The organism is Allobosea sp. TND4EK4, from assembly GCF_900156025.1.
Taxonomy (GTDB): Bacteria; Pseudomonadota; Alphaproteobacteria; order Rhizobiales; family Beijerinckiaceae; genus Allobosea.
The window spans coordinates 50,116-73,416 of the sequence record NZ_FTMO01000012.1; the positions used below are offsets into that span (position 1 = coordinate 50,116).

A 23,301-nucleotide genomic window follows, 5' to 3' on the forward strand; every position below is an offset into this window, starting at 1 on the left:
GCCACATGCTGAATTTGCGGCAACTCGAGATCTTCAGGGAGGTCATCCGCTGCCAGACCACGGTCGCCGCGGCGCAGGGGCTCGCTCTGTCCCAACCGGCTGTCAGCACCGCGATCAAGCAGATCGAACGGCAGCTCGGCTTCGAGCTGTTCCAGCGACAGGGCAACCGGCTCATCCCGACGCCCGAGGCGCTGGAGATGTATCGCGACAGCGACCCGATCTTCTCGATGGTGCAGTCCTTTTCGCGCAAGGTCACCGCCCTGCGCGACACACGCAGCGGCTCGCTGCGGCTGCTCGCGACGCCGCCGATCGCCAATGCGCTCGTGCCCCGGGCCCTGGCCCGGTTCGCGAGCCGGCGCCCCGAGCTGCACGTCGATTTCGACGTCCGCCGCACCGATGGCGTCATCGAGGGGCTGGAAAGCGGCGCCGCCGATCTCGGTGCCTCGCTCGAACCCTATGCGCGGCCGGGGCTGGAGGCGGAGCTGATCGGCTCCGGCCAGATGGTCTGCGCGATGGCGCCCGACCACCCGCTCACCGCCAAGAGCGAGATCGCCCCGGCGATGCTCGCGGGCCACCGGATGATCGGCTTCGAGCCGGGCGCCCGGCTCGGGCTCCTGCTCCAGCGCGACTTCTTCGCCGGGACGAGGCCGCCCTGCCCGATCGAGGTTCGCTACAGCAACACGGCCTGCCTGCTGGCCGAAGCGGGGCTCGGGGTGGCGCTGGTCGATTCCTTCACGGCGATCAGCGGCAGCCGCTATCGGCTGGAGGTGCGCCCGCTCAGCCCGCGCGTCACCGTCGAGGCCTATGTGATCTACCAGAAAGCCCGCGCGCCCAAGCGGCTGGTGAGGGCGTTCATCGACGAGCTGAAGAAGGCGGTGGAGCCGCCCTTCGCCGATGCGGCCGCCGGCGCCGCTCCATAGGCCCCCCGGATCGGGAATGTCCCCCATTCTGTCGAGGAAACTGGCCAGTTCGGCAAGCACGGTGCCGAGTGGCCCGCCCCCCCTTTCGACCGGGACCAGCCCATATGTGCCCGATCAGGCGGATACGGCACCGCATTCAGCCCAAAGATGCCGCAGCCCGGCGCCGTGCGAGCCCGCGCCATGCGGCGAACGCCTGCCGATGGGCCCTTGCGCCGTTCAATATTCTGAGCAATGCTGCGCAAAAGCCAATAACAAAATTCATGACGCGGGGAACAGGCGGAGTAACCAGATCTTCGAGTTGAGCCGGATCACAAGATCAAGAAGATGACCGCCCTCAAGAGGCGGAATAAAACGCGCGCACCCCAGGTGCGGCGCGCCCGGCCTATCGTCGAATACTGACCGCATTGATTCCCGACGACGTTATCATCGGTAGATGCGGGGACGCGACGTTTGACCATGACCATAGCCGACACTGTTCTCATCAATGGACGCATCTTCTGCGGCCTGGCGGAGGGCTTCGCTGAGGCTCTGGCCATCGCGGACGGCAAAGTGCTCGCGGCCGGCAGCGCGGACGATGTCCGCCGGCTGCAGGGCCCCGGCACGAAGACCGTCGACCTCGCCGGCCGTGTCGCCATTCCCGGCCTGAACGATGCCCACATGCATCTGCTGCCACTCGGGCTCGGCATGAGCGAGGTCAATCTGCGGCCCGAGGAGGGCGTGAACAGCATCGGCGAATTGCTGCGCCGCGTCGGCGCCGCCGCCAAGGGCAAGAAGCCCGGCGAATGGGTCTTCGGCCGCGGCTACGATCACAACGAACTCGGCGAGCTGCGCCATCCGACCGCCGAGGAACTCGACAGGGTCGCTCCCGACAACCCGGTCTACATCAAGCGCACCTGCGGGCATGTCGGCGTCGTCAACAGCCGCGCCATGCAGGCGGCCGGCATCGGCCACAATACGCCGAGCCCCGATGGCGGGCTGATCGAGCGCCGCGACAACAAGCTGACGGGTCTGCTCGCCGAAAGCGCGCTGCGCCTGATCGTCGAGGCGATGCCGCAGCCGAGCGACGCAGACCTGCGCGACGCGATCGAGAAGGCTGGGCACTACATGCTCGCCCAGGGCTTCACCAGCGTGATGGATGCCGGCGTCGGCATGACCGCCGGCATGGCCGAGATCGCAGCCTATGAGGAGACGGCGCGGGCCGGCACACTGCCGGTGCGGACCTGGGTCTGCCTCTATGGCAATGCGGACGGCATCGGCGACGAGGCCCATGCGGCAGGGTACCGCTTCGGCCGCGAGGTCGGCATTCTTCGCTACGGCGCGATGAAGGTGTTCGGCGACGGCAGCGCGGGCGGTCTCACCGCCGCGATGAGCGAGGCCTATCTCGTCGGCGACCCCGAGAACCGCGGCATCTTCATCTATCCCGACGATAGGATGCACGCCTTCCTCAAGCATTATCACGAGCTCGGCTACCAACTCGCGATCCATGCGATCGGCGATGCCGCGATCGAGCAGGTGCTGTCCGGCATTGAGCAGGCTGACAGCCCCGAGCACCCGATCAAGGGGCGCCGCCACCGCATCGAGCATTGCGGGTTCCTTACGGACAGCCAGTTGGCGCGAATGGCCGCCGCCGGCGTCGATCCGTTGCCCCAGCCCTGCTTCATCTACGAATTCGGCGATCTCTACGTCACCAATCTGGGCCAGGAGCGGGCCGATGCGTCCTACCCGATGCGGAAATGGCTCGATGGCGGGCTGCATGCGGCAGCGAGTTCCGATGCGCCGGTCTGCGCGACTGACCCATTCAAGAACCTCTTCACGATGGTCACCCGCAAGACCAAGCGCGGCACCGTCATCGGCGAAGACCAGCGCCTGACAATGGAAGAGGCCGTCCACGCCTACACCTATCTCGGAGCCTATACCCAGTTCGCCGAGGAGCAGGTCGGCCGGCTGGTCCCGGGGCAGTTCGCCGATATCGCCGTGCTCTCGCACGACATCTTCGCGGTACCGGTGGAGATGCTGGAGAACGAGGTGCGTTGCGACCTGACGTTGCTGGGCGGCGAGGTCGTCTTCGACCGGCACGGCCAGCTCGCCGCCGCGGCACAGTAGGAGAGCGGCGATGCTGCGGCACACGCTGCAAAGGCTGCTGCTTGTCCTGCCGGTGATGCTGGGCGTGCTGCTCGTCGGCTTCCTGCTGATGCAGGTGGTGCCGACCGATCCGGCGCAGGTCCGCGCCGGCCCGACCGCGACGCAGGACGTGGTCGAGGCGATTCGTCAGGAGCTCGGGCTCAACCAGCCGCTGTGGAAGCAGTTCCTGATCTACATCTCCCGACTCGCCCAGGGCGATCTCGGCGTCTCGATCATCAACAACGTCCCGGTGGTGCAGGAACTCGGCAATACCATCGGCCCGACGCTGGAGCTGATGTTCGCCTCGCTGGTCTGGGCGATTCCGCTCGGCATGCTGCTGGGCACGGTCGGCGCCTATTACCGGGGCTCGCTGCTGGACCGGGCGATCATGGCCGTCTCCGTCGGCGGGGTTTCGCTGCCTGTGTTCTTCCTCGGGCTCGGCCTCATCTGGCTCTTCGGCTTCAAATACCCGATCCTGCCTTTCACCGGCCGCACCGGGCCGCTGTGGACATGGGAGGGGCTGCAGGGGATCATCCTGCCTGCGGTCACGCTGGGCGGCGTCTTCGTCGGCCCCGTGGCGCGGATGACCCGCACGTCTGTGCTCGACGAGATGGGCGCCGACCATGTGCGGACCGCACGCGCCAAGGGCCTCGGCGAAATGCGCGTGCTGCTGCGCCACACGCTGCGCAACGCGCTTGTGCCGGTCGTCACGCTGATCGGGCTGCAGATCGGCTTCCTGCTCGGCGGCGCCGTGGTGACCGAGACGGTGTTCTCCTGGCCCGGAATCGGGCGGCTCGCCGTCGGCGCGATCCTCTCCAGCGACCTGCCGATGGCCCAGGGCACGATCATCGTGCTCTCCCTCGGCTTCATCCTGATCAACCTGACCGTCGATGTGCTCTATGCCGTGCTCGACCCGCGCGTGAGGGGCGCCTGATGAGCGCGATCCCGGACCCTCTCGCCACGTCCCTCCCGGCCGTGGGCACTGTGCGCCGCGTCTCGGTGCTCAGGATGTTGCTGTCGGATACCGGCGCGTGCATCGCGCTCGTGCTGGTGCTGCTGGCGATCCTGGGCGGAGTCTTCGCGCCTTGGCTGGCGCCGACCGACCCCTACGCCAATGACCTCGCCAACACCTTGAAGGCGCCCGGCGACTTCGGCTGGCTGGGGACCGATGGACAGGGCCGGGCGATGGCGACGCGCCTGCTCTACGGGCTGCGGACGACGCTGATGATGGGGTTCGCCTCCGTCGCCATCGGCGGAGCGATCGGCGGATTCGTCGGATTCATGGCGGCCTTCTACCCCAGCCTGTCGGGCATTCTGATGCGGCTGATGGACGTGCTGCTCTCCTTCCCCGCCATCCTGTTCGGGCTCGCCATCGCGGCGATCTTCGGGCCGGGGCTGACGGCGGTCATCATCGCGCTCGCCATCGCCACGGTGCCGCTGATGGCGCGCGTCGTGCGCGGCTCGGCGCTCGTGATCCTGCAGCAGGGCTATATCGAAGCGGCGCGCTCGCTCGGCCTGCGCGACCGGCACATCATCCTGCGCTATGTGCTGCCGAACTGCCTCTCGGCGATCTTCGTCTTCGTGACGCTGCGCTTCGGACAGGTCATCCTGCTCGGCGCCGCCCTGTCCTTCCTGGGGCTCGGCGCCCAGGCGCCGACAGCCGAGCTCGGCGCCATGGCGGCGGACGGGCGCAACTTCCTGTTCTTCGCGCCGCATGTCTCGGTGCTGCCGAGCCTCGTCATCTTCGCCGTCGTGCTGGCGTTCAACGTGCTGGGCGACGGCCTGCGCGACGCCCTCGACCCGAAGCTGCGCAAATGAATGCGACCATGAACCAAAGCAAAAGAGGGGATTTTCCGATGACCAGATTTGCCGGCTTCCTGCTAGCAGGCGCCGCCTGCGCGCTCGGCCTCGCCGCTCCGGCCGCGGCCCAGCAGAAGGCGCCGCTCTCGATCCTGCGCGTGATCGACGCCGATAATTACGATCCGATCCGCTCGACCGCGACCGCAGCGGCCGAGGTCGTCTACATGATGGCCGACACGCTTGTCAGCGTCGATTTCGACATGAAGACGATCAAGCCCGGCCTCGCCGAGAGCTGGACCGTCTCGCCGGACGGCAAGACCTACACCTTCAAGATCCGCAAGGACGTGAAGTTCTGCGACGGGCGACCGATGACGATCGAGGACGTCGTCTATTCGCTGAAGCGCTGGACCGAACCCGGCAACAAGTCGCCCGTCGCGTTCCGCGGCGGGCCTGTCCAGGACATCCGGGCAGAGGGCGATTCCACGCTGATCTATGAACTCAAGGAGCCCTATAGCGACCTGCTGTTCCAGCTCGCGCTATCCTTCGCCTCCGTCCTCGACAAGAACACGGTGGAGAAACTCGGCGCGAATTTCGGCGTGCAGGGCTTCAACGGCACAGGCCCCTATTGCTGGGTGAAGTGGACGCCGCGGCAGGAGCTCGTGCTCAAGCGGAACCCCCACTACGCCTGGGGCCCGCCGATCTACAAGGACCCGAAGCCGCAGATCGAGGACATCGTCTGGAAGGTCATCCCGGAATCGAACACGCTGATGGCGGCGATCCAGGCCAAGCAGGCCGACGTGACCTACTACATGCCCTATATCGCGCTCGACACGATGCAGCGCATGCCGGGCATGACGGTCCAGCGGCAGGAAAACTACATCTACGACGTCTTCATGGGCTTCAAGGTCGACAAGCCGGTCTCGAAGGATCCGGCGATCCGCGAGGCCGTCAACATGGCCGTCGACAAGCAGGCCATCGCCAAGGCGATCTTCTTCGGCAAGGGCACCGCCCTGCCCTCGCTGCTGAACCCCGCCGTGCTCGACTACGACAAGGACACCGTCGCCAAGACCCCCAAGCACGACCCGGCCGGCGCGATGAAGCTGCTCGACCAGGCCGGCTGGAAGCCCGGCGCCGACGGCATCCGCGAAAAGGACGGGCAGAAGGCCAGCTTCGTCGTCTACGGCATCCGCAACGAGGTGAACCCGCGCATCTCCGAGGCGATGCAGGCCGACCTGCGCAAGATCGGCGTCGAGCTCAAGATCCAGCTCTGGGACGCGACCGTGGCATGGGGCAAGCTGGCGACGCAGGAGTTCGACGCCTTCTACATGGCCTATCCCTATGTCACGGCCACCGAGGCGCTGAACCTCTATTTCGCGAGCCGACAGGCCCCGACGCCAAACCGGATGAACTGGAAGGATCCGAAGACCGACGAGCTCCTCAAGACCGCAGCGACGGCCGTCGACCCGGCCAAGCGCAAGGAGGCGATCGGCGCGGTGCAGATGCAGCTCACCGACGCGAATGTCTGGGTGCCGCTGGCCTCGCAGCCGCTCTGGCTCGTCGCCGGCGACCGCGTCGAGGGCGCCCGCGCCCACGGCATCTACGGCGCCGGCCTCTACAAGGGCCTCGACATCAAGCTGAAGCGCTGACCCGATCCGAAGTGCCGCGCAGGTCGAGCTTGCGCGGCACTTCTTCCATGCCTTTTGCGGGAGGAATTGGACCATGCCGGTCACGCTGATCAAGAACGCCGATATCGTCGTCGCCTGGGATGCCGAAAAGGCGTGCCATGTCTATCTGCACGGCGCCGATGTCGCCTTCGAGGACGGCACGCTGCGCTTCGTCGGCAAGAGCTATGAGGGCCATGCCGACGATACGGTCGACGGCGCTGGGCGCATGGTCATGCCCGGCCTCGTCAACATCCATTCCCACCCTTCGAGCGAGGCGCTGAACAAGGGCTTCCTCGACGAACTCGGCTCGCCCGCGCTCTACAACTCCTCGCTCTACGAGTTCATGCCGATCCTGCGGCCGGATGCGCAGGCCGTGCCGGACTGCGTGCAGGTGGCCTATTCCGAGCTTCTGCTTTCGGGCGTGACGACGCTCGCGGACCTTTCGGTCGCGCATCCGCAATGGCTCGACCTGGCGGCGCAGAGCGGCCTGCGCGTCTGCATCTCGCCGATGTTCCGCTCGGCGCGCTGGTTCACGAAGAACGGCTACATCGTCGAATACGAATGGGACGAGAAGGCCGCCGAGACCGCGATGGCACAGGCCTTCGACCTGATCGCGCAGGCGCAGGCCCACCCCAGCGGGCGGCTCTCCGGCATGGTCTGTCCGGCGCAGATCGACACCTGCAGCGAAGGGCTGATCAAGGAAAGCCATGCGGAGGCGAAGCGGCGCGGGCTGCCCTGGCAGATCCATGCAGCGCAATCGACCGTGGAGTTCCACGAGATCACCCGCCGTCACGGCGTCTCGCCGATCCAGTGGCTGGAGAGGCTCGGCGTTCTCGGCGACACCAGCATCATCGGCCACGGCATCTTCCTCGACGACTACGCCCGCGTCGCCTGGCACAGCCGGCGCGACCTCGACCTGCTCGCAGAAACCGGGACCATGGTGGCGCATTGCCCGACCGTGTTCCTGCGGCGGGGCATCGCGCTCGACGATTTCGGCCGCTACCGCCGAGCCGGGGTGCGGATCGGGCTCGGCACCGACACCTATCCGCACAATATGCTCGAGGAGATGCGCCATGTCGGCTATGTCGCCCGGCTGATGGCGGAAAACCCGCGCACGCTGACCACCACCGACATCTTCGAGGCGGCGACGACGGCGGGGGCCGCCGCGCTCGGACGCGACGACATCGGCCGGCTGGAAGCCGGCTGCAAGGCCGACCTCGTGCTGGTCGATCTCGACCATCCGATGATGCAACCGCGCCGCGACCCGGTCCGCAGCATGATCTATGCGGCGGCAGAACGAGCGGTCGACCGCGTCTATGTCGACGGCACGCTGGTGGTGGCGGATGGCGAGGTGCTGACCATGGACTACCCCGCAGCGGCGCGGCGCCTCACCGAGGCGCAGAAGCGGACGGAAGCGGCTGCGCCCAAGAACGACTGGGCCGGACGAGCCGTTACGGAATACTCGCCACTGACCTTCCCGCAAGGCTGAGCGCGCGGCGAGGGTGCGGGCCGGCGCCGTCGCGGTTCGGCAACGCGTGTCGCAAGAGGGACACGCATGCGCCGAAACGGGCTGGCCGGCCCGGGGACCCTCAACAAGACTGTCAAGAAAATCGAACAGTCCCGACAGCCCGAGACGAGGGCCAAGGACCCAGGGAGCAGACGACCATGACCGTGCATGCCGACATCATCCTGCGCAACGGCCCGATCTGGTGCGGCCGGGAGGAAGGCGTCGTCGAGGCGCTCGCGATCTGGCAGGGCAAGGTGCTGGCGGCCGGCGGCGAGGACGAGATCGCCGGGCTGGCCGGCCCGAAGACGCAGGTCATCGATCTCAAGGGGCGGCTGGCGATACCTGGCCTCAACGACTCGCATCTGCACCTGATCTCGCTCGGCATGACGATGGGCTGGGTCGATTCCCGCCCCGATGCCGCGCCGACGCTGGAGGCGCTGCTGGGCGCGATCGCCGCGCGGGCCGCGACCGCCAAGCCGGGCGAATGGATCCTCTCGCGCGGCTACGACCAGACCAAGCTCGATACCGGCCGCCATCCCTATCGCGAGGAGCTGGACAGGGCGGCGCCGAACAACCCAGTCATGCTGGTGCGCACCTGCGGACACATCGCCATCTGCAACTCGCAGGCGCTGAAGCTCGGCGGCATCGATGAAGCCTCGCCGGCGCCCCAGGGCGGGTTGATCGAGCAGCAGAATGGGCGGCTGACCGGCCTGCTGGCCGAAAACGCCCGCGCGCCGGTGCAGGCGGCGATTCCGGCGCCGAGCGAGGAAGAACTCGTCGCGGCGATCGAGCGCGGCGGAAAATACCTGCTCTCGCTGGGCATCACCAGCTGCATGGACGCCGCCGTGGGGCAAAAGGCCGGCTTCCGCGAGATCGGCGCCTACACCAGAGCCAAGCGCGACGGGCGCCTGCCGATCCGCACCTGGCTGACCCTGCTCGGCGACGAGGGACGCTCCATCGTGCCGTCCTGCCATCAAGCCGGGCTGATCAGCGGCACCGGCGACGACATGCTGATGATCGGCGCGGTGAAGCTCTTCCTCGACGGCTCGGCCGGCGGCCGCACGGCCTGGATGACCCAGCCTTATCTCGGCGAGGACGAAACCACCGGCGTCTGGATGTGGGACGATGCCGAACTCGAGGGCATGGTCATGGATGCCCATGTGAAGGGTTATCAGCTCGCCTGCCACGCCATCGGCGATGCGGCGATCGAGCAGTTGATCACCGCCTATGAGAAGGCGCTCGCCGCCCATCCCGACCCCGACCGCCGCCACCGCATCGAGCATTGCGGCTTCTCGACGCCGGCCCAGCACGAGCGAATGGTGAAGGCCGGGATCTATCCCTGCCCGCAGCAGGTCTTCATCCATGATTTCGGCGATGCCTACGTCAAGGTGCTGGGGCCGGAGCGCGCCTTGCCCAGCTACCCCTTCCGCACCTGGTTCGATCTCGGCCTGAAGCCCGCAACCGGCAGCGACGCGCCGGTCTGCGACCCCAACCCCTTTCCCAACTTCTCCGCCATGCTGACGCGGCGGACCTGGAAGGGCACGGTGATGGATGCCGCGCAGCGCGTCACCATCGAGGAGGCCTTGCAGGCCTATACCGAGTTCGGCGCCTTCTCGCAGAAGCGCGAGCATGTGAAGGGCAAGCTCGTGCCTGGGCATCTTGCCGACGTCGCGGTGTTCTCGCGCAACCTGCTCACGGCCGATGCGGACGCGATCCTGAACGATACGGCCTGCGACCTGACGATCCTCGAAGGCAAGATCGTCTACGAGCGTCCGAGCGCCTGAGCGGGGTCTGCGCAAAAAAGTGGCAGACAAGCAGTGGCGACCCGCTATGGTTCCATCTGAAACGACGATTCCGGCACGAAGCTGGAGCGCTACATCAAACGGGAGGATTGAAATGTTGAAGAGACTGGCATTCGCGACCGCGTTCTCGCTGCTCGCTTTCGCGGCCCACGCACAGGAGCCGCGCAAGGGCGGCACGATCCGCTTCACGGCGCCCTATGGCGCCTCCTTCGTCAGCAATGACAGCCATGTCTCGAACCAGATCCAGGACGAGATCTACGGCTATGCGCTGCACGGCATGCTGTTTCGCTGGGATTCGGCCGCCGGCAAGCCGATGCCGGAAGTCGCCGAAAGAGTCACGGCCTCGGCGGACGGCCTGACCTACACCGTCAAGCTGCGCGAGGCCTTTTTCCATAACGGGCGCAAGCTCACGGCCGACGATGTGATCTGGTCCTTCCACCGCATCATGGACGGGTCGAAGAACTATCCGGGCGCCCTCTACGTCGCCCGTATCAAGGGTGCGACGGACGTCCAGAAGGGCCAGGCCAAGGAGATCTCGGGCCTCAAGAAGGTGGACGATTCCACCATCGAGATGACGATGACCGACAAGGTCGATCCCGGCTTCCTGTTCTACAGCGCCACCACAGCGATCCTCCCGGCCAAGGAGGCCCAGGCGCCCGGCTTCTTCGACAAGCCCGTCGGTCTCGGACCGTTCAAGTTCGTCGAGCACGTCCCCGGCTCGCGCATGGTCTTCGACAGGTGGGAGAAGTACTACAAGCCGGGCAAGCCCTATGCCGACAAGCTGGTCATCGTGCCGATGGGCGAAGCCGCGGCCCGTGACATCGCCTTCCGCAACAAGGAAATCGATGTCTCCATCCTCGGCTCGACGCAATACGTCGCCTACAAGGCCGATGCGAACCTCTCCAAGGGCATCCTGGAGGTTGCCGAGGTCTTCACCCGCAATATGGGCATGAACCCCGAGTTCAAGCCGTTTTCCGACAAGCGCGTGCGCCAGGCAATCAATTATGCGATCGACAGCGAGCTGATCATCAAGCGGCTCGTGCGCGACAAGGCCTATCGCGCCGTGAGCTGGCTGCCGAGCTCTGTGCCTGCCTTCGACAAGGACGCCAAGCCCTACGCCTTCGATCCCGAGAAGGCCAAGAAGCTGCTGGCGGAAGCCGGCTATCCGGACGGGTTCGAATTCGAATGGACGGCGACACCCAATGAGAGCTGGGGCATCCCGATCGTCGAGGCGACGATCCCGATGCTGGCGAAGGTCGGCATCAAGGTGAAGGTGAAGCCGGTCGAGACCTCGGCGCTCGGCGGTGTCGTCGCGAAGGGCGATTTCCAGGCCTATATCTGGTCCAACACCTCGGGCCCGGATGCGTTGACGCGGCTGAAGTGCTTCCACTCCGCCACGCCGCGCTCGTCCTGCAACTACACGACCTTCAAGAATGCCGAATACGACAAGCTGATCGACGCGGCCTCGGCCGAGAGCGATCCGGCCAAGCAGCTCGGCATGCTGAGGAAGGCCAACGCCATGCTGCAGGAAGAGGCGCCGGTCTGGTTCTTCAACTACAACAAGGCGGTGATGGCGTATCAGCCCTGGCTCCACGGCCTGCAGCCCAACGCGACGGAGCTCGCGCTCCAGCGCTATGAGGACCTGTGGGTCGACGCCACCTCGCCGGCGAAGTGATCCTGCTTCGCATCCGGGCGGGGTGAAACACGCCGTCATCCCGGACAAGCCGCGTCAGAGGCGCCGACCCGGGATCCATGCCTGAACCGTTCCGGCACGGATCCCGGGTCTCCCTCCGGCCGCCAGGGATGACAGCCGACCTGTCGTTCCAGCCATTGCAAGCGGCAAGGCTACCCTCAGGAGCATCGCCATGCTGCCTTACGTCTTCCGCCGCCTGCTGCAGGCCGTCCCCATCCTGCTCGCAGTGGCGGCACTGATCTTCGTGCTGTTCAGCGTCATTCCCGGCGATTTCGCCTCGAGCCAGATGGCGGACGGGCGGACCAATGTCGACGCCGAGACGATCGCGCGGATGAACAAGCAGTTCGGGCTCGACAAGCCCCTGCCCCAGCGACTGGCCCAATATGTCGGAGGGCTCGCGACATTCGATCTCGGCGATTCCTTCCGCACGCGCCAGCCCGTCACGACCTTGATCGCCGAGCGGCTCTGGCCGAGCCTTCAACTCGCGATCGCGGCCATGTTCTTCGCGGTGGTGATCGGCGTGCCGCTGGGGTTCCTCGCCGCGGTCAAGCCCGGAAGCTGGATCGACATGCTCTCGATGGTCTTCGCCGTCTCCGGCCTGTCGCTGCCGCTGTTCTGGCTCGGCTTGCTGCTGATGTACGCCTTCGCGCTGACGCTCGGCTGGTTTCCGAGCTTCGGCTATGGCGACGGCGATCCCCGCTACATCGTGCTGCCGGCCTTCGCGCTCGGCGTCGCGCCACTCGCCTTGCTGGCGCGCACCGCCCGCGCCGCCGTGCTGGAGGTGATGCATGCCGACTTCATCCGCACCGCCCGGGCCAAGGGCGCAGGCTCCTACCGCGTTCTGCGCCAGCATGTGCTGCGCAACGCGCTCGTCATCGTCCTGACGACGCTCGGCCTGCAGTTCGGCTCGGTGCTGGGCCAGGCCGTCGTGGTCGAGAAGCTCTTCGCCTGGCCGGGGCTGGGCTCGCTTCTGGTCGACAGCGTCACCTGGCGCGACATCCCGGTCGTGCAGGGCTGCATCCTGACGATCGTGCTGTTCTTCCTGATCGTGAACATCGCCGTCGACGTGCTCTGTGCCGTCGTCGACCCGCGCATCAAATACAGCTGAGGTGGCCTGAATGAAGTTCCGTGCCAATCTCTGGCTCGGCGGAGCCTGTTTCGCGGCCGTCGTGATCGGCGGCGTCTTCGCACCCTGGCTCGCCCATACGGACCCGGTGATGGACGCCAACCTGATGAATGCCGAGGTTCCGCCCGGCTCGGAATTCTGGTTCGGTACCGATGCGCAGGGGCGCGACATCTACAGCCGCGTGCTCTACGGGGCGCGCATCTCGCTGACGGTCGGCGTCGTCTCGCAGCTGATCAACACGGTGATCGGCGTCGCCCTGGGCCTGACGGCCGGCTACTGGGGCGGCTGGTGGGACGATTTTGTGAACGGCCTCACCAACATGATGCTGGCGATCCCCTCCCTTGTCTTCGCGCTGGCGATCATGGCGATCCTCTCGCCCGGCCTGACCAGCCTGTTGATCGCGCTCGGCCTCACCAACTGGTCCTTCACCTGCCGCCTGACGCGCGCGGCCACGCTCTCGGTCAAGCAGCTCGGCTATGTCGAGGCGGCGCGCTCCCTGGGCTACGGCACCTTCCGCATCATGCTGACGCAGATCCTGCCGAACGTGGCCGGGCCGATCATCGTCATCGGCACGCTGGGCATGGGCGGCGCCGTGCTGGCGGAGGCCTCGCTCTCCTTCCTCGGCCTCGGCATCCGCCCGCCCTTCCCGAGCTGGGGCTCGATGCTGTCCGACGCGCGCGAGCAGATCGCGACCGCGCCCTGGATCTCGATCTTCCCGGGCCTGGCCATCTTCCTGACGGTGCTCGGCCTCAACCTGCTGGGCGACGGGCTGCGCGACATTCTCGACCCGCATTCGCAATCCCGCAAAGGGGCTTGATTCCGGGCGGGCGCGCCGGGCTTCAGCGCAGCTCCTCGACATAGGTCGCCACGAAGCGCACGAGCTCGCTCTGGCGCGCGGTCCCGGTCTTGGTGAAGAGGCGCTGGAGATGCGTTCGCGCAGTCGTGGGCGCGATGCCCATGCGCCTGGCTGCGACGATGGTGTCGAGGCCCTCCACGATCAGCGCGAGCATGCGCTCCTCCGTCGGCGTCAGCCCGCAAGCCTCGGCGACGAAGGCCAGGTTGCGCATCATTGTCGATTCGGGGTCGTCGACGGACAGCATGAACAGGTCGAGCCCCGGCAACCGCACCGCGTCCACGGCCACCTGCCGGCCGCGCAGCGATGCCGGCCAGCGCGCCTCGGCCGGCGCCGAGCCGGTGCCGCAGCGCTTCAGCCAGCCCTGGAGCCGCGCCATGAAGTCCTTGTCGTCGGCCGTGAAGCGATCGCGATGCCCGAACCCGCAGGCCAGCAGGCGCTGGGCCGCAGCGTTGCAGAAGCGGATATCAAGCCGCGCATCGATGACGAAGACGGGACGGGACGCCGAAGCCGGACCGGCCAGGGGCTGCTCCCGACGGCAGCCTCGAGCCGGAACAGCCGGCTCGCGACCCAGCACCGAAGCATGAAGCGACATCACCTTTGACCCCTGCGCGGCGGATCGCTGCGCCGCCGGCGGCCGCCGGGGCATCCGGCAGCCGGGACGGGAGCTGCATCCCTCCCGCATTGGTCGCGGCAGCCGCGCGGTCGGTTCAAACGGCTTTGAGCCGGGCTCAATCGCCGGGCTGGGCCCCCTCGTAGCCGCCGATGATGACGAGGTCCGACTGGCCGGCGGCGCTGAGATGCTTGATCGCCTCCTGGTATTCGGGCGAGGCGTAGCAGGCGCGCGCCGTCGCCTCGTCCTTGAATTCGAGCACAACGTTGTGCTTGCGCCCCTCGCCGCGCGCCAGCTTGTACTCGCCGCCGCGGACCAGAAACTTCGCGCCGTACTTCGCGAAAGCGACCGCGTTCAGCGCGCGGTAGCGGGCATAGGCCTCCTCGTTCTCGACATCGACGCGCGCGATCCAATAGCCCTTCGCCATGGCTCAGGCCCCCTCGACGGCAACGAGGTCGATCTCGCCGGCGCCCTCGCGCAGCTTGCGGGCCTCGGCATATTCCGGCGAGAACAGGTAAGCGCGGGCCGACTGGAAATCGGCGAACTCGATGATGATGTTGCGGGCGCGGCCCTCGCCTTCGCCCACCGTCATCTGGCCGCCGCGCACGATCGGCGTGCCGCCATAGATCTTCATCACCTCGGAGGCCTTGGCGGCATAGGCCGCCCATTTCGTCGCGTCGGAGACCTTGGCGCGGCCGATGACATATCCCTTGGGCATGATGGAATCCGTTGGCTGGAAACGTGAGTTCGCGGCAAGCTTACGAAGCAGCGGCGACCTCGTCCATGATCGCGGCCGCTGCCCCACGCGGGTCCGATGCGCGGATGATGGGACGCCCGACGACGAGATGGTCGGCGCCTGCGCGGATCGCCTCGGAGGGGGTCAGCGTGCGCTTCTGGTCGCCCGCGGCGCTGCCGACGGGGCGGATGCCGGGCGTCACGATGGCCATGTCGGGGCCGATCACCTCCCGCACGATCTCGGTCTCGGCCGCCGAACAGACGATGCCGTCGATGCCGGCGCTGCGCGCCTGCTCGGCGCGCAGCCGCACGAGATCGCGGACGGCGAGCCCATAGCCCGCATCCTTCAGGTCGCCATCGTCATAGGAGGTCAGCGCCGTCACGGCGAGCAGCTTGAGATCGCTCTCGCCGCGCCCTTCGACCGCGCCGCGCATGGTCTGCGGATAGGCGTGGACGGTGAGGAAGGTCACGCCGAGCTTGGTCAGCGAATCGACGCCCTCGGTCACCGTGTTGCCGATGTCGTGGAGCTTGAGGTCGAGAAAGACCTTCTTGCCCTCGGTGACGAGCTGACGCGCGAGATCGAGGCCTCCGGCGAAGGCGAGGCGGTAGCCAATCTTGTAGAAGGTGACGCCGTCATCGAGGGTCGAGACCAGCCGGTAGGCATCCCAGACCGTCGGAACATCGAGCGCGACGATCAGGCGGTCGCGGAGGTCGTTGATCTTCTGCGCCATCGGCAAGCTCCCGAGTTTCGCGGCAAGGCGCATGATTCGAGGCTGCACGCAAGGCCGCGCAGCGAGTTCGGCGATCCATGACAGCCGCTGATCGGTGCCATGACAGCGGCGGGGTCGATAGGGTGCCGCGGCTGGGCTACAACGTCGCCTCGCGTCGCTCATCGCGCAGGAGAATCCCATGGACCAGGACGATGCTCGCCGGGACGCGGCCGATGGCTTCATCCCCCACAGCTCGCATTGGGGCGTGTTCTCGGCGCGGATGAAGGACGGGCGGGTCGAGGTCAGGCCGCACGCCGCCGATCCCGACCCGAACGGCATCATCGAGAATTTCCCGACCGCGCTGCGTCACCGGGCGCGGATCGCCCAGCCGATGGTGCGGCGCGGCTGGCTGGAGAACGGACCCGGCCCCGACAAGCGGCGCGGGCGCGACGACTTCGTGCCGGTGAGCTGGGAGAAGGCGCTCGATCTCCTCGGCGGCGAACTGAAGCGGGTCCGCGACGGCGCCGGTCCCGGCGCGATCTTCGGCGGCTCCTATGGCTGGGCCAGCGCAGGGCGCTTCCATCACGCGCAGAGCCAGATCCATCGCTTCCTGAATGTCGCCTGCGGCGGCTATGTGAAGTCGGTCAACAGCTATTCCTCCGGCTCCTCACAGGTGCTGATCCCGCACATCATCGGTGACTATGAGGGGCTGACCAAACGCAACGTCTCCTGGGAGCAGATCGCCGAGCACAGCGAGATCGTGCTCGCCTTCGGCGGCATGGCCCTGAAGAACTCGATGGTCGCCGGCGGCGGGGTCAGCCGCCATGTCGAGCGCGGCGCGATGGAACGCGCCGCCGGGCGGGGCTGCGAATTCGTGCTGGTCGGGCCGCTGAAGGCGGACCTGCCGGACGAGGCGAAGGCCGAGTGGGTCGCCTCGATCCCGGCGAGCGACACCGCGCTGATGATGGGGATCGTCCATACGCTGGTCAGCGAGGGGCTGCACGACCGCGCCTTCCTCGACCGCTACACGGTCGGCTGGCCGGTGTTCGAGCGCTATCTCATGGGAAAGACCGACGGGCAGCCCAAGGACGCGGCCTGGGCGGCGCCGCTCACCGGGGTCCCCGCCGACGAGATCGTCGCGCTGGCCCGGCGGCTCGCCGGCAAGCGCGCCGTCATTGTGGTCTCCCATTCGCTGCAGCGGGCGGAGCATGGCGAGCAGCCGGTCTGGATGGGCATGGTGCTTGCGGCGGCGCTGGGGCAGATCGGCCTGCCCGGCGGCGGCTATGCCTATGCGCTGGGCGCCATCGCCTATTACGGGCGCCGCTTCAACGCCGTGCCGCTGCCGACCTTCTCGCAAGGCCGCAACGGCGTTGCGGATTACATCCCGGTGGCGCGCATTTCCGACATGCTGCTGAAGCCGGGCGAGAGCTATCGCTACAACGGCCAGACGCGGACCTATCCCGCGATCAAACTGGTCTATTGGGCGGGCGGCAACCCGTTCCACCACCATCAGGACCTGAACCGGCTGCGTGAGGCCTTCTCGCGCATCGACACGCTCGTCGTTCATGAGCTGGCCTGGACCGCGACCGCCCGCCATGCCGACATCGTGCTGCCCTGTACGATGACGCTGGAACGCGAGGATATCGGCGCCAATTCCAACGACCCGCTGCTGGTGCCGATGCGCCCGATTGTCGAGCCTTACGGGCAGGCGCGCGACGATTACGACATCTTTGCCGATCTGGCCGAAAGACTGGGCGCCCGCGAGGCCTTCACCGAGGGGCGCAGCACGCGCCAGTGGCTGGAGCACCTCTACGAACCCACGCGGGCGGCGCTCGCGGCCAAGGGGTTGCCGGCGCCCGGCTTCGCGGCGTTCTGGGAGAGCGACGGCTACGAACTGCCGCAGCAGGAGGACGATGGCGGCAATCTGCGCACCTTCCGGCAGGACCCCGAGGGCAAGCCGCTCCCGACGCCGAGCGGCAAGCTCGAAATCTTCAGCGAGACGATCGCCAGCTTCGGCGAGGCGGATTGTCCCGGCCACCCGACCTGGCTCGGGCCGGTGCATGTGCCGGACGCCGCCGCGCCCTATGTCCTCGTCGCCAACCAGCCGCGCACGCGTCTGCACAGCCAGCTCGATTTCGGCGGCCACAGCGACGCCGCCAAGCATCGCGGCCGCGAGGTGGCGCGGATGCACCCGCAGGATGCGGCGCGTCACGGCATCGCGGATGGCGACATCGTCCGGCTGTTCAACGAGCGCGGCGCCTGCCTCGCCGCTGTGAGGCTGACGGAGGACATCCGGCAGGGGGTCATCCAGCTTCCGACCGGCGCCTGGTACGATCCGGCCGATCCGAGCGAGGACAAGCCGCTTTGCGTTCACGGCAACCCGAACGTGCTGACCAAGGATGTCGGCACCTCCGCGCTGGCGCAGGGCTGCACGGGGCAGCTCACCACCGTTCAGGTCGAGCGCTTCGACGGCAACCTGCCGCCGATCCTGGCGTTCGAGCCGCCGGGCGCGGCGATGGCGGCGGAATAGCGCCGCGCGTCAGAACTCCGGCAGCTCGTCCGGCTGGCGCTCGGCGAGGACCTTCCGGAAGACCTGCGCCCAGACATCCGGCGGCTGGGCGCCGGAGAGGGCGAGCTTGCCGCCGACGATGAAGAAGGGCACGCCGTCGACGCCGATCTCGCGCATGCGGTTTTCGAGCCCGATGACGGTGTCGCGCAATTCGTCGCTGGCGAGCTGGTCGCGGACCGCCTGCTCGTCGAAGCCCTGCTCGACCGCGATCGCGACCAGCGTCTCGACATCGCCGATGTCGCGGCCGTCCTGCCAATAGGCCCTGAACAGGGCAGCCTTCATCTCGCTGCCGCGCTGGACGGTCGAGGCAGCCGCGACCAGCATATGAGCCATGCGGGTGTTGACGCTCTTCGACACCTTGCCCCAGTTGAAGATGACGCCGCTTTCCAGCGCGGCTTCCGACAACCTGACCTCGATCTCCTTGCGCTTGCCGGGACCGAACTTGGCGTCGAGATACTGCGTGCGATCCATGCCTGCGACGGGCATGTCCGGGTTCAGCTCATAGGGCAGCCAGGTGATGGCGAAGCGATCGACCAGACCGTTCTGAGCCAGCGCCGTCTCCAGCCGGGCCTTGCCGATGAAGCACCAGGGGCAGGCGATGTCGGAGACAATCGCGAGCGAGAGCTTCTCCTGCATGTCGAAATCCTTGTTCTCGTGTCGGCGCCGGCTCGTCAGGCGGTCGATGCCTCAGGCAGGCGGATAGGAATGTCGCGTGCCGTGCCGGTCTTCGGCGGCGGCTTCCGCCCCGGGCGTCTCGCAGCCGGAGAGGAAGGAGGGGCCGACCGGAATCTTGCCGGCCCCGCCGGGGATGTCGAGGATATAGGTCGGCTGGCACAGCCCCGAAAGATGGCCGCGCAGGCTTTTGACCAGTGCCTGCCCTTCTTCCAGCGTCAGGCGGAAATGCGAGGTGCCGGGGGCGAGGTCCGGATGGTGCAGGTAATAGGGCTTGATGCGGTTCTCGACGAAGACGCGCATCAGGCCTGAGAGCGTCGCCTCATCGGCATTGATGCCCTTCAGCAGCACCGACTGGCTCAGCAGCACATGGCCGGCATCGGCCAAGGCCGCGATGGCGCGGCGGGCGTCATCCGTGAACTCGCGCGGATGGTTGGCGTGGATCGCGATGTAACTCGCCTTGCCGGGGATGCGCAGCGCCTTGGCGTAGTCGGCCGAGATGCGCGCCGGATCGACCACCGGCACGCGGCTGTGCCAGCGCACGACCTTGATGTGCGGAATGGCTGCGAGGCGCCTGGCCACCTCCCGCACCCGGCGCGCCGAGAGGATGAAAGGATCGCCGCCGGTCAGTATCACCTCCCAGATCTCGGGCCGGGCGGCGAGATAGGCGAAAGCGGCATCGAGCTTCGCGCCTGTCAGCGCATCGCCGCCCGGTCCCACCATCTCGCGCCGGAAACAGAAGCGGCAATAGACCGGACAGGCGTGGACAAGCTTGAGAAGGGCGCGGTCGGGATAGCGATGGACCACGCCCTCGACCGGCGAATGGGCATCATCGCCGATCGGATCGGCCAGTTCCTGCGGCAGCGTGACGAGCTCGGCCGCATCGGGAATGAACTGGAGAGCGATCGGGTCTTTCGGATCGGCCCGGTCGATCAGGTCGGCCATCGCCGACGTGACCGACACGGCGTAGCGCGCGGCGACGGCCTGCAGCGCGTCCTGCCTTTCAGGCGGGACAAGGCCTGCATCGGCGAGCGCATCGACGCTGCGCAGGGGCTGGCCGCCAGGCGGCTGGTGGAGGGTCATCGCGCTCCCCTGCCCGGTTCGGCGACCGGCGTCCAGAGCACGTCCTCGATCCGGCGCGCAGCCGTGCAGAGCATGACCAGCCGGTCGAAGCCGAGTGCACTGCCGGAGGCGGCCGGCATGTCCGCAAGGGCGGCGAGAAAATCCTCGTCGATCGGGTAGCGCTCGCCATAGATGCGCTGCTTCTCGTCCATGTCGGCCTGGAAGCGGCGGCGCTGTTCGTCGGGGTCGGTGAGTTCGCCGAAGGCATTGGCAAGCTCGACACCGCAGGCATAGAGCTCGAAGCGCTCGGCCACGCGCGGATCGCCAGGCTTGGGCCGGGCCAGCGCGGCCTCGCCGATCGGATATTCGCACAGGATCGTGGCGCGGCCCTGGCCCAGATGCGGCTCGACGCGCTCGGACAGGATGCGGCTGAAGATGTCGGACCAGGTATCGTCGCTGACGACCCGGATGCCGGCCTCAAGCGCGTCGGCAGCCAGCCCGCCCCGGTCGACCTCGCCATCGGCGGTCACAGTGCGCAGCAGATCGATGCCAGCATGACGCGCGAAGGCATCCTGCAGCGTCAGCCGCTCCGGCTCGGCGAAGGGGTCCGCCTCCACACCCCGCCAGCGCAGGGCCGAGGCGCCGGCGGCGCGCGCAGCCTCGGCCAGCAGGGCGGCACAGTCCTGCATCAGCACCTCGTAGTCCTGGCCCGCCCGGTACCATTCGAGCATCGTGAATTCGGGATGGTGCAAGGCCGTGCGCTCGCGGTTGCGGAAGACGCGGGCGAAATCGAAGATTCGCGTCTCGCCAGCCGCGAGGAGCTTCTTGGCCGCGAATTCCGGCGAGGTGTGCAGGTAGTAGGGGTGAGCCTGCGCGGCGTTGTCGATCAGGGTGGTGGCAAAGCCGTGCAGATGCGTCTCGTTGCCCGGCGAGACCTGGAGGATGGCGGCCTCCACCTCGGTGAAATCGCGCGCCTCGAACCAGCGGCGCAAGGCAGCCTTGATCCGCCCGCGCGCCAGCAGAGCCGGGCGGCGGTCGGCATGGATGTCGGGCCGCCAGAAGGGCGGAGGGGCGGAGGGCGTCGAATCCACGTCTCGAACCGTCGTGAAGCTTTCGTTTCGCGCGCAAATGCGGTAGTGGCGCGGCGAAGCAATTCGCATAGAGCATCGCGCGGAAAAGCGAGAGCGGGTTTTTCGCCCGCGCCCTGCTCCCGAAGTCAGGAATCGCGCGGGCAGCCCGCGCCCCCAGAAGGACAGTCACGTGGTCAAGGTCATCGCCTCTTCCGTCCGCAAGGGCAACGTCCTGGAGCTGGACGGACATCTCTGCACGGTCATCTCGGCCGAGAGCTTCTTTCCCGGCAAGGGCACACCCACCACGCAGATCGACATGCGCCGCATCGCCGACGGCGTGAAAATGACGCAGCGCTACAAGACGACCGAGCAGGTCGAGCGCGCCTATGTCGAGGACCGCGACTTCACCTATCTCTACCAGGATGGCGAGCAGTACGTCTTCATGAACCCGGAGACCTTCGACCAGATCCATGTCGACAAGGACGTGGTGGGGGACGTCGCCCCTTATCTTCAGGAGAACATGAAGGTCTCGCTCTCGGTGTTCGAGGACAAGGCCGTCGCGATCGAGCTGCCGCAGCGCGTCACGCTCGAGGTCGTCGAGACCGAGCCGGTGACGAAGGGCCAGACGGCCTCCTCCTCCTACAAGCCGGCGATCCTGTCGAACGGCGTGCGCAGCGCCGTGCCTCCGCATATCGGCGTCGGCACCCGCATCGTCGTGATGACGGCGGACGGCTCCTATGTCGAGCGCGCGAAGGACTGATTTTCTTCCGGCGCAGAGCGCTGCGGAACGTTCTGTTCTATAGCTGATGTGGCGGGCCCTTTCCGGGCCCGTTTCCGTTTCGAGGATATCCATGCCGCTCACCGTCCAGGCCGCCGCCCTTTCCGGCTTCGTTCAGACCCTGAAGGCGCTCGACGCCATTCTCGACAAGGCGCTCGAGCAGGCGGAAGGCCGCAAGATCCAGCCCGAGGTGCTGCTGAATGCGCGCCTTGCGCCCGACATGCTGGCCTTCACGCGCCAGGTCCAGCTCTGCTGCGACTTCGCCAAGAACGCCGTGGCTCGGCTTTCCGGCGGCGACAATCCGCGGTTCCCGGACGAGGAGAAGAGCTTTCCGGAGCTGAAGGAGCGCATCGCCAAGACGCTCGCCTTCCTGGACGGGGCGGATGGCGCCGCGCTGGACGCCGGGCTCACCCGCGAGATCACCTTCCCGCGCGGCCCGTCGGCGACGGCGACGATGATGGGCGCGGCCTATCTCGCCCGCTTCGCGATCCCGAACTTCTATTTCCACGCCACCACCGCCTACGACATCCTGCGCGAGAACGGCTTCCAGATCGGCAAGCAGGACTTCCTGAAGGGCGTCTTCGACAGCTGACTGACCGAAGCGGAGGCTGCCGGCCGCCTCGATCGAACCGAGCGTGGACGGAAAATGCGCCGGCGGCCTTGAAAGGGCCGCACGGCCCTCCCATATCGGGATCACGACGATGTCGAGGGCGGCCTGACCGTTCTCCATCTCGTTGTAGACGGCCATGGGTCGAACGTTGACGCCGGATGTACGCGCACCGTTCCACTGCATGGCCGTTGGCTTTTCTGGCTCCCGCCAGCCGCCCGTTTCCTCCGATTGCGAATCAGCACAGCGCGGCGGGTCCGCCGGATCATCCGTCGCTGGCTTGGCAGAAATGGGCGGCCAGTACCGCCATGACCTCCAGCACCGCGGCGTGGCTGATCGCATAGTGCAGGTTGCGATGCTCGCGACGCACGCCCACGATGCCCTCCGCTTTCAGCTTGGCCAGATGCTGCGACATCGAGGTCGGTGCGATGCCGGTCTGCGCAATCAGCTCGCCCACCGTCTTCTCGCCCTGCGCGAGCGCGCAGAGCATGAGCAGTCTTTGCGGATTGGCCAGGCCCTTCAGGAAATCGGCGACGGCTTCCGTCTTCTCGCGCATGGCGGAGAGCGGCACCCGGTCGTCCTTCGCTTGATAATTCATATTTTTATGATATTAGAAAAACGTGAATTGTCAAACAGGAGGCCGTCATGGCCAAGGATTATCGTAGCCTCACCCAGGACATCTCCGCCTATATGCGCGAGCTGAGGACGCTCCAGCCGGACGCGATGAAGGGCTTCGGCGCGCTGGCGCAGGGTGCCGGCGCCGATGGCGCCCTTGACAAGAAAAGCAAGGAGCTCATCGCGCTCGCCATCGGCATCACGCAACGCTGCGACGGCTGCATCGGCTTCCATGCCAAGGCGCTGGTCGAACTCGGTGCGAGCCGTCAGGAGATCGCGGAAGTGGCCGCAATGTCCGTCTATATGGGCGGCGGGCCGGCGCTGATGTACGCCACCGACGCGCTGCGGGCCTACGACCAGTTCGCCGCGCCTGCAGCGGCCTGA

22 protein-coding genes are annotated in these 23,301 nt (G+C 67.2%); 14 read left to right on the plus strand and 8 right to left on the minus strand.

The features are described 5' to 3' along the window. Positions 1-5 precede the first annotated feature (5 nt). The 10 genes from BW981_RS16765 (at position 6) to BW981_RS16810 (ending at position 13,450) form a co-directional block, all read left to right on the plus strand. Positions 6-920, plus strand: coding sequence for a LysR family transcriptional regulator (locus tag BW981_RS16765; RefSeq protein WP_175624160.1), 915 nt, complete (start codon positions 6-8; stop codon positions 918-920). Between the two features lie 456 nt (positions 921-1,376). After that, the gene (locus BW981_RS16770) at positions 1,377-3,023 is read left to right on the plus strand and encodes an amidohydrolase (RefSeq protein WP_076441285.1); all 1,647 of its coding nucleotides are present in this window, start codon (positions 1,377-1,379) and stop codon (positions 3,021-3,023) included. A gap of 10 nt (positions 3,024-3,033) precedes the next feature. Beyond that, positions 3,034-3,975 (plus strand): ABC transporter permease, encoded by a 942-nt coding sequence (locus BW981_RS16775; RefSeq protein WP_076441286.1) that lies wholly within the window; start codon positions 3,034-3,036, stop codon positions 3,973-3,975. Next, entirely contained in the window at positions 3,975-4,859 is an 885-nt protein-coding gene (locus BW981_RS16780) for an ABC transporter permease (protein ID WP_076441288.1), read from the plus strand. Before BW981_RS16775 ends, BW981_RS16780 begins: the two co-directional genes overlap by 1 nt. Before the next feature lie 38 nt (positions 4,860-4,897). Continuing rightward, positions 4,898-6,487, plus strand: coding sequence for an ABC transporter substrate-binding protein (locus BW981_RS16785; RefSeq protein WP_076441355.1), 1,590 nt, complete (start codon positions 4,898-4,900; stop codon positions 6,485-6,487). A gap of 73 nt (positions 6,488-6,560) precedes the next feature. Next, on the plus strand, positions 6,561-7,994 hold the full coding sequence (locus tag BW981_RS16790) for an amidohydrolase family protein (RefSeq protein WP_076441290.1): 1,434 nt from the start codon (positions 6,561-6,563) through the stop codon (positions 7,992-7,994). A 176-nt stretch (positions 7,995-8,170) separates the two neighbouring features. After that, the gene (locus tag BW981_RS16795) at positions 8,171-9,796 is read left to right on the plus strand and encodes an amidohydrolase (protein WP_076441292.1); all 1,626 of its coding nucleotides are present in this window, start codon (positions 8,171-8,173) and stop codon (positions 9,794-9,796) included. A 112-nt stretch (positions 9,797-9,908) separates the two neighbouring features. Further along, positions 9,909-11,489, plus strand: a complete 1,581-nt coding sequence (locus BW981_RS16800) for an ABC transporter substrate-binding protein (protein ID WP_076441294.1) — start codon at positions 9,909-9,911, stop codon at positions 11,487-11,489. 190 nt (positions 11,490-11,679) lie between these two features. Then, complete coding sequence (locus BW981_RS16805) at positions 11,680-12,615, plus strand: ABC transporter permease (RefSeq protein WP_076441296.1); 936 nt, start codon at positions 11,680-11,682, stop codon at positions 12,613-12,615. Between the two features lie 10 nt (positions 12,616-12,625). Next, positions 12,626-13,450: an ABC transporter permease gene (locus BW981_RS16810; RefSeq protein WP_076441298.1), complete on the plus strand. Its 825-nt coding sequence runs from the start codon at positions 12,626-12,628 to the stop codon at positions 13,448-13,450. A 22-nt stretch (positions 13,451-13,472) separates the two neighbouring features. Here BW981_RS16810 and BW981_RS16815 read toward each other — a convergent pair whose 3' ends face one another. The 4 genes from BW981_RS16815 to pyrF form a co-directional block, all read right to left on the minus strand. Next, on the minus strand, positions 13,473-14,081 hold the full coding sequence (locus tag BW981_RS16815; RefSeq protein ID WP_076441300.1) for a helix-turn-helix transcriptional regulator: 609 nt from the start codon (positions 14,079-14,081) through the stop codon (positions 13,473-13,475). Between the two features lie 136 nt (positions 14,082-14,217). Continuing rightward, a complete protein-coding gene (locus BW981_RS16820) occupies positions 14,218-14,526 on the minus strand; it encodes a DUF1330 domain-containing protein (protein ID WP_076441302.1) in 309 nt (102 codons plus the stop codon). Between the two features lie 3 nt (positions 14,527-14,529). Next, positions 14,530-14,817, minus strand: a complete 288-nt coding sequence (locus BW981_RS16825; protein ID WP_076441304.1) for a DUF1330 domain-containing protein — start codon at positions 14,815-14,817, stop codon at positions 14,530-14,532. A gap of 40 nt (positions 14,818-14,857) precedes the next feature. Then, a complete protein-coding gene (gene pyrF, locus BW981_RS16830) occupies positions 14,858-15,565 on the minus strand; it encodes an orotidine-5'-phosphate decarboxylase (protein WP_076441357.1) in 708 nt (235 codons plus the stop codon). 178 nt (positions 15,566-15,743) lie between these two features. On the opposite strand from pyrF, the gene BW981_RS16835 reads away from it, so the two are divergent. Then, positions 15,744-18,074, plus strand: coding sequence for a molybdopterin guanine dinucleotide-containing S/N-oxide reductase (locus tag BW981_RS16835; protein ID WP_076441306.1), 2,331 nt, complete (start codon positions 15,744-15,746; stop codon positions 18,072-18,074). Positions 18,075-18,083: 9 nt separating this feature from the next. On the opposite strand, the gene BW981_RS16840 is transcribed toward BW981_RS16835, so the two are convergent. From BW981_RS16840 to epmA, 3 genes are read right to left on the minus strand one after another with little or no spacing between them, the layout of a single operon-like run. Continuing rightward, complete coding sequence (locus BW981_RS16840; RefSeq protein ID WP_076441308.1) at positions 18,084-18,749, minus strand: DsbA family oxidoreductase; 666 nt, start codon at positions 18,747-18,749, stop codon at positions 18,084-18,086. A gap of 51 nt (positions 18,750-18,800) precedes the next feature. After that, on the minus strand, positions 18,801-19,868 hold the full coding sequence (locus BW981_RS16845) for a lysine-2,3-aminomutase-like protein (RefSeq protein ID WP_076441310.1): 1,068 nt from the start codon (positions 19,866-19,868) through the stop codon (positions 18,801-18,803). Continuing rightward, complete coding sequence (gene epmA / locus BW981_RS16850) at positions 19,865-20,938, minus strand: EF-P lysine aminoacylase EpmA (RefSeq protein ID WP_076441312.1); 1,074 nt, start codon at positions 20,936-20,938, stop codon at positions 19,865-19,867. The genes BW981_RS16845 and epmA overlap by 4 nt, the downstream gene beginning before the upstream one ends. Positions 20,939-21,107: 169 nt before the next feature. Between epmA and efp the strand changes: the two genes are divergently transcribed. Beyond that, complete coding sequence (efp, locus tag BW981_RS16855; RefSeq protein ID WP_076441314.1) at positions 21,108-21,677, plus strand: elongation factor P; 570 nt, start codon at positions 21,108-21,110, stop codon at positions 21,675-21,677. Positions 21,678-21,768: 91 nt separating this feature from the next. Further along, positions 21,769-22,287, plus strand: a complete 519-nt coding sequence (locus BW981_RS16860) for a DUF1993 domain-containing protein (protein ID WP_076441316.1) — start codon at positions 21,769-21,771, stop codon at positions 22,285-22,287. Between the two features lie 280 nt (positions 22,288-22,567). Here BW981_RS16860 and BW981_RS16865 read toward each other — a convergent pair whose 3' ends face one another. Beyond that, a complete protein-coding gene (locus BW981_RS16865) occupies positions 22,568-22,873 on the minus strand; it encodes an ArsR/SmtB family transcription factor (protein ID WP_244560354.1) in 306 nt (101 codons plus the stop codon). Positions 22,874-22,947: 74 nt separating this feature from the next. On the opposite strand from BW981_RS16865, the gene BW981_RS16870 reads away from it, so the two are divergent. Beyond that, positions 22,948-23,301 carry a carboxymuconolactone decarboxylase family protein gene (locus BW981_RS16870; RefSeq protein ID WP_076441318.1) on the plus strand — a complete coding sequence of 118 codons (354 nt, stop codon included), beginning with the start codon at positions 22,948-22,950 and terminating at the stop codon, positions 23,299-23,301.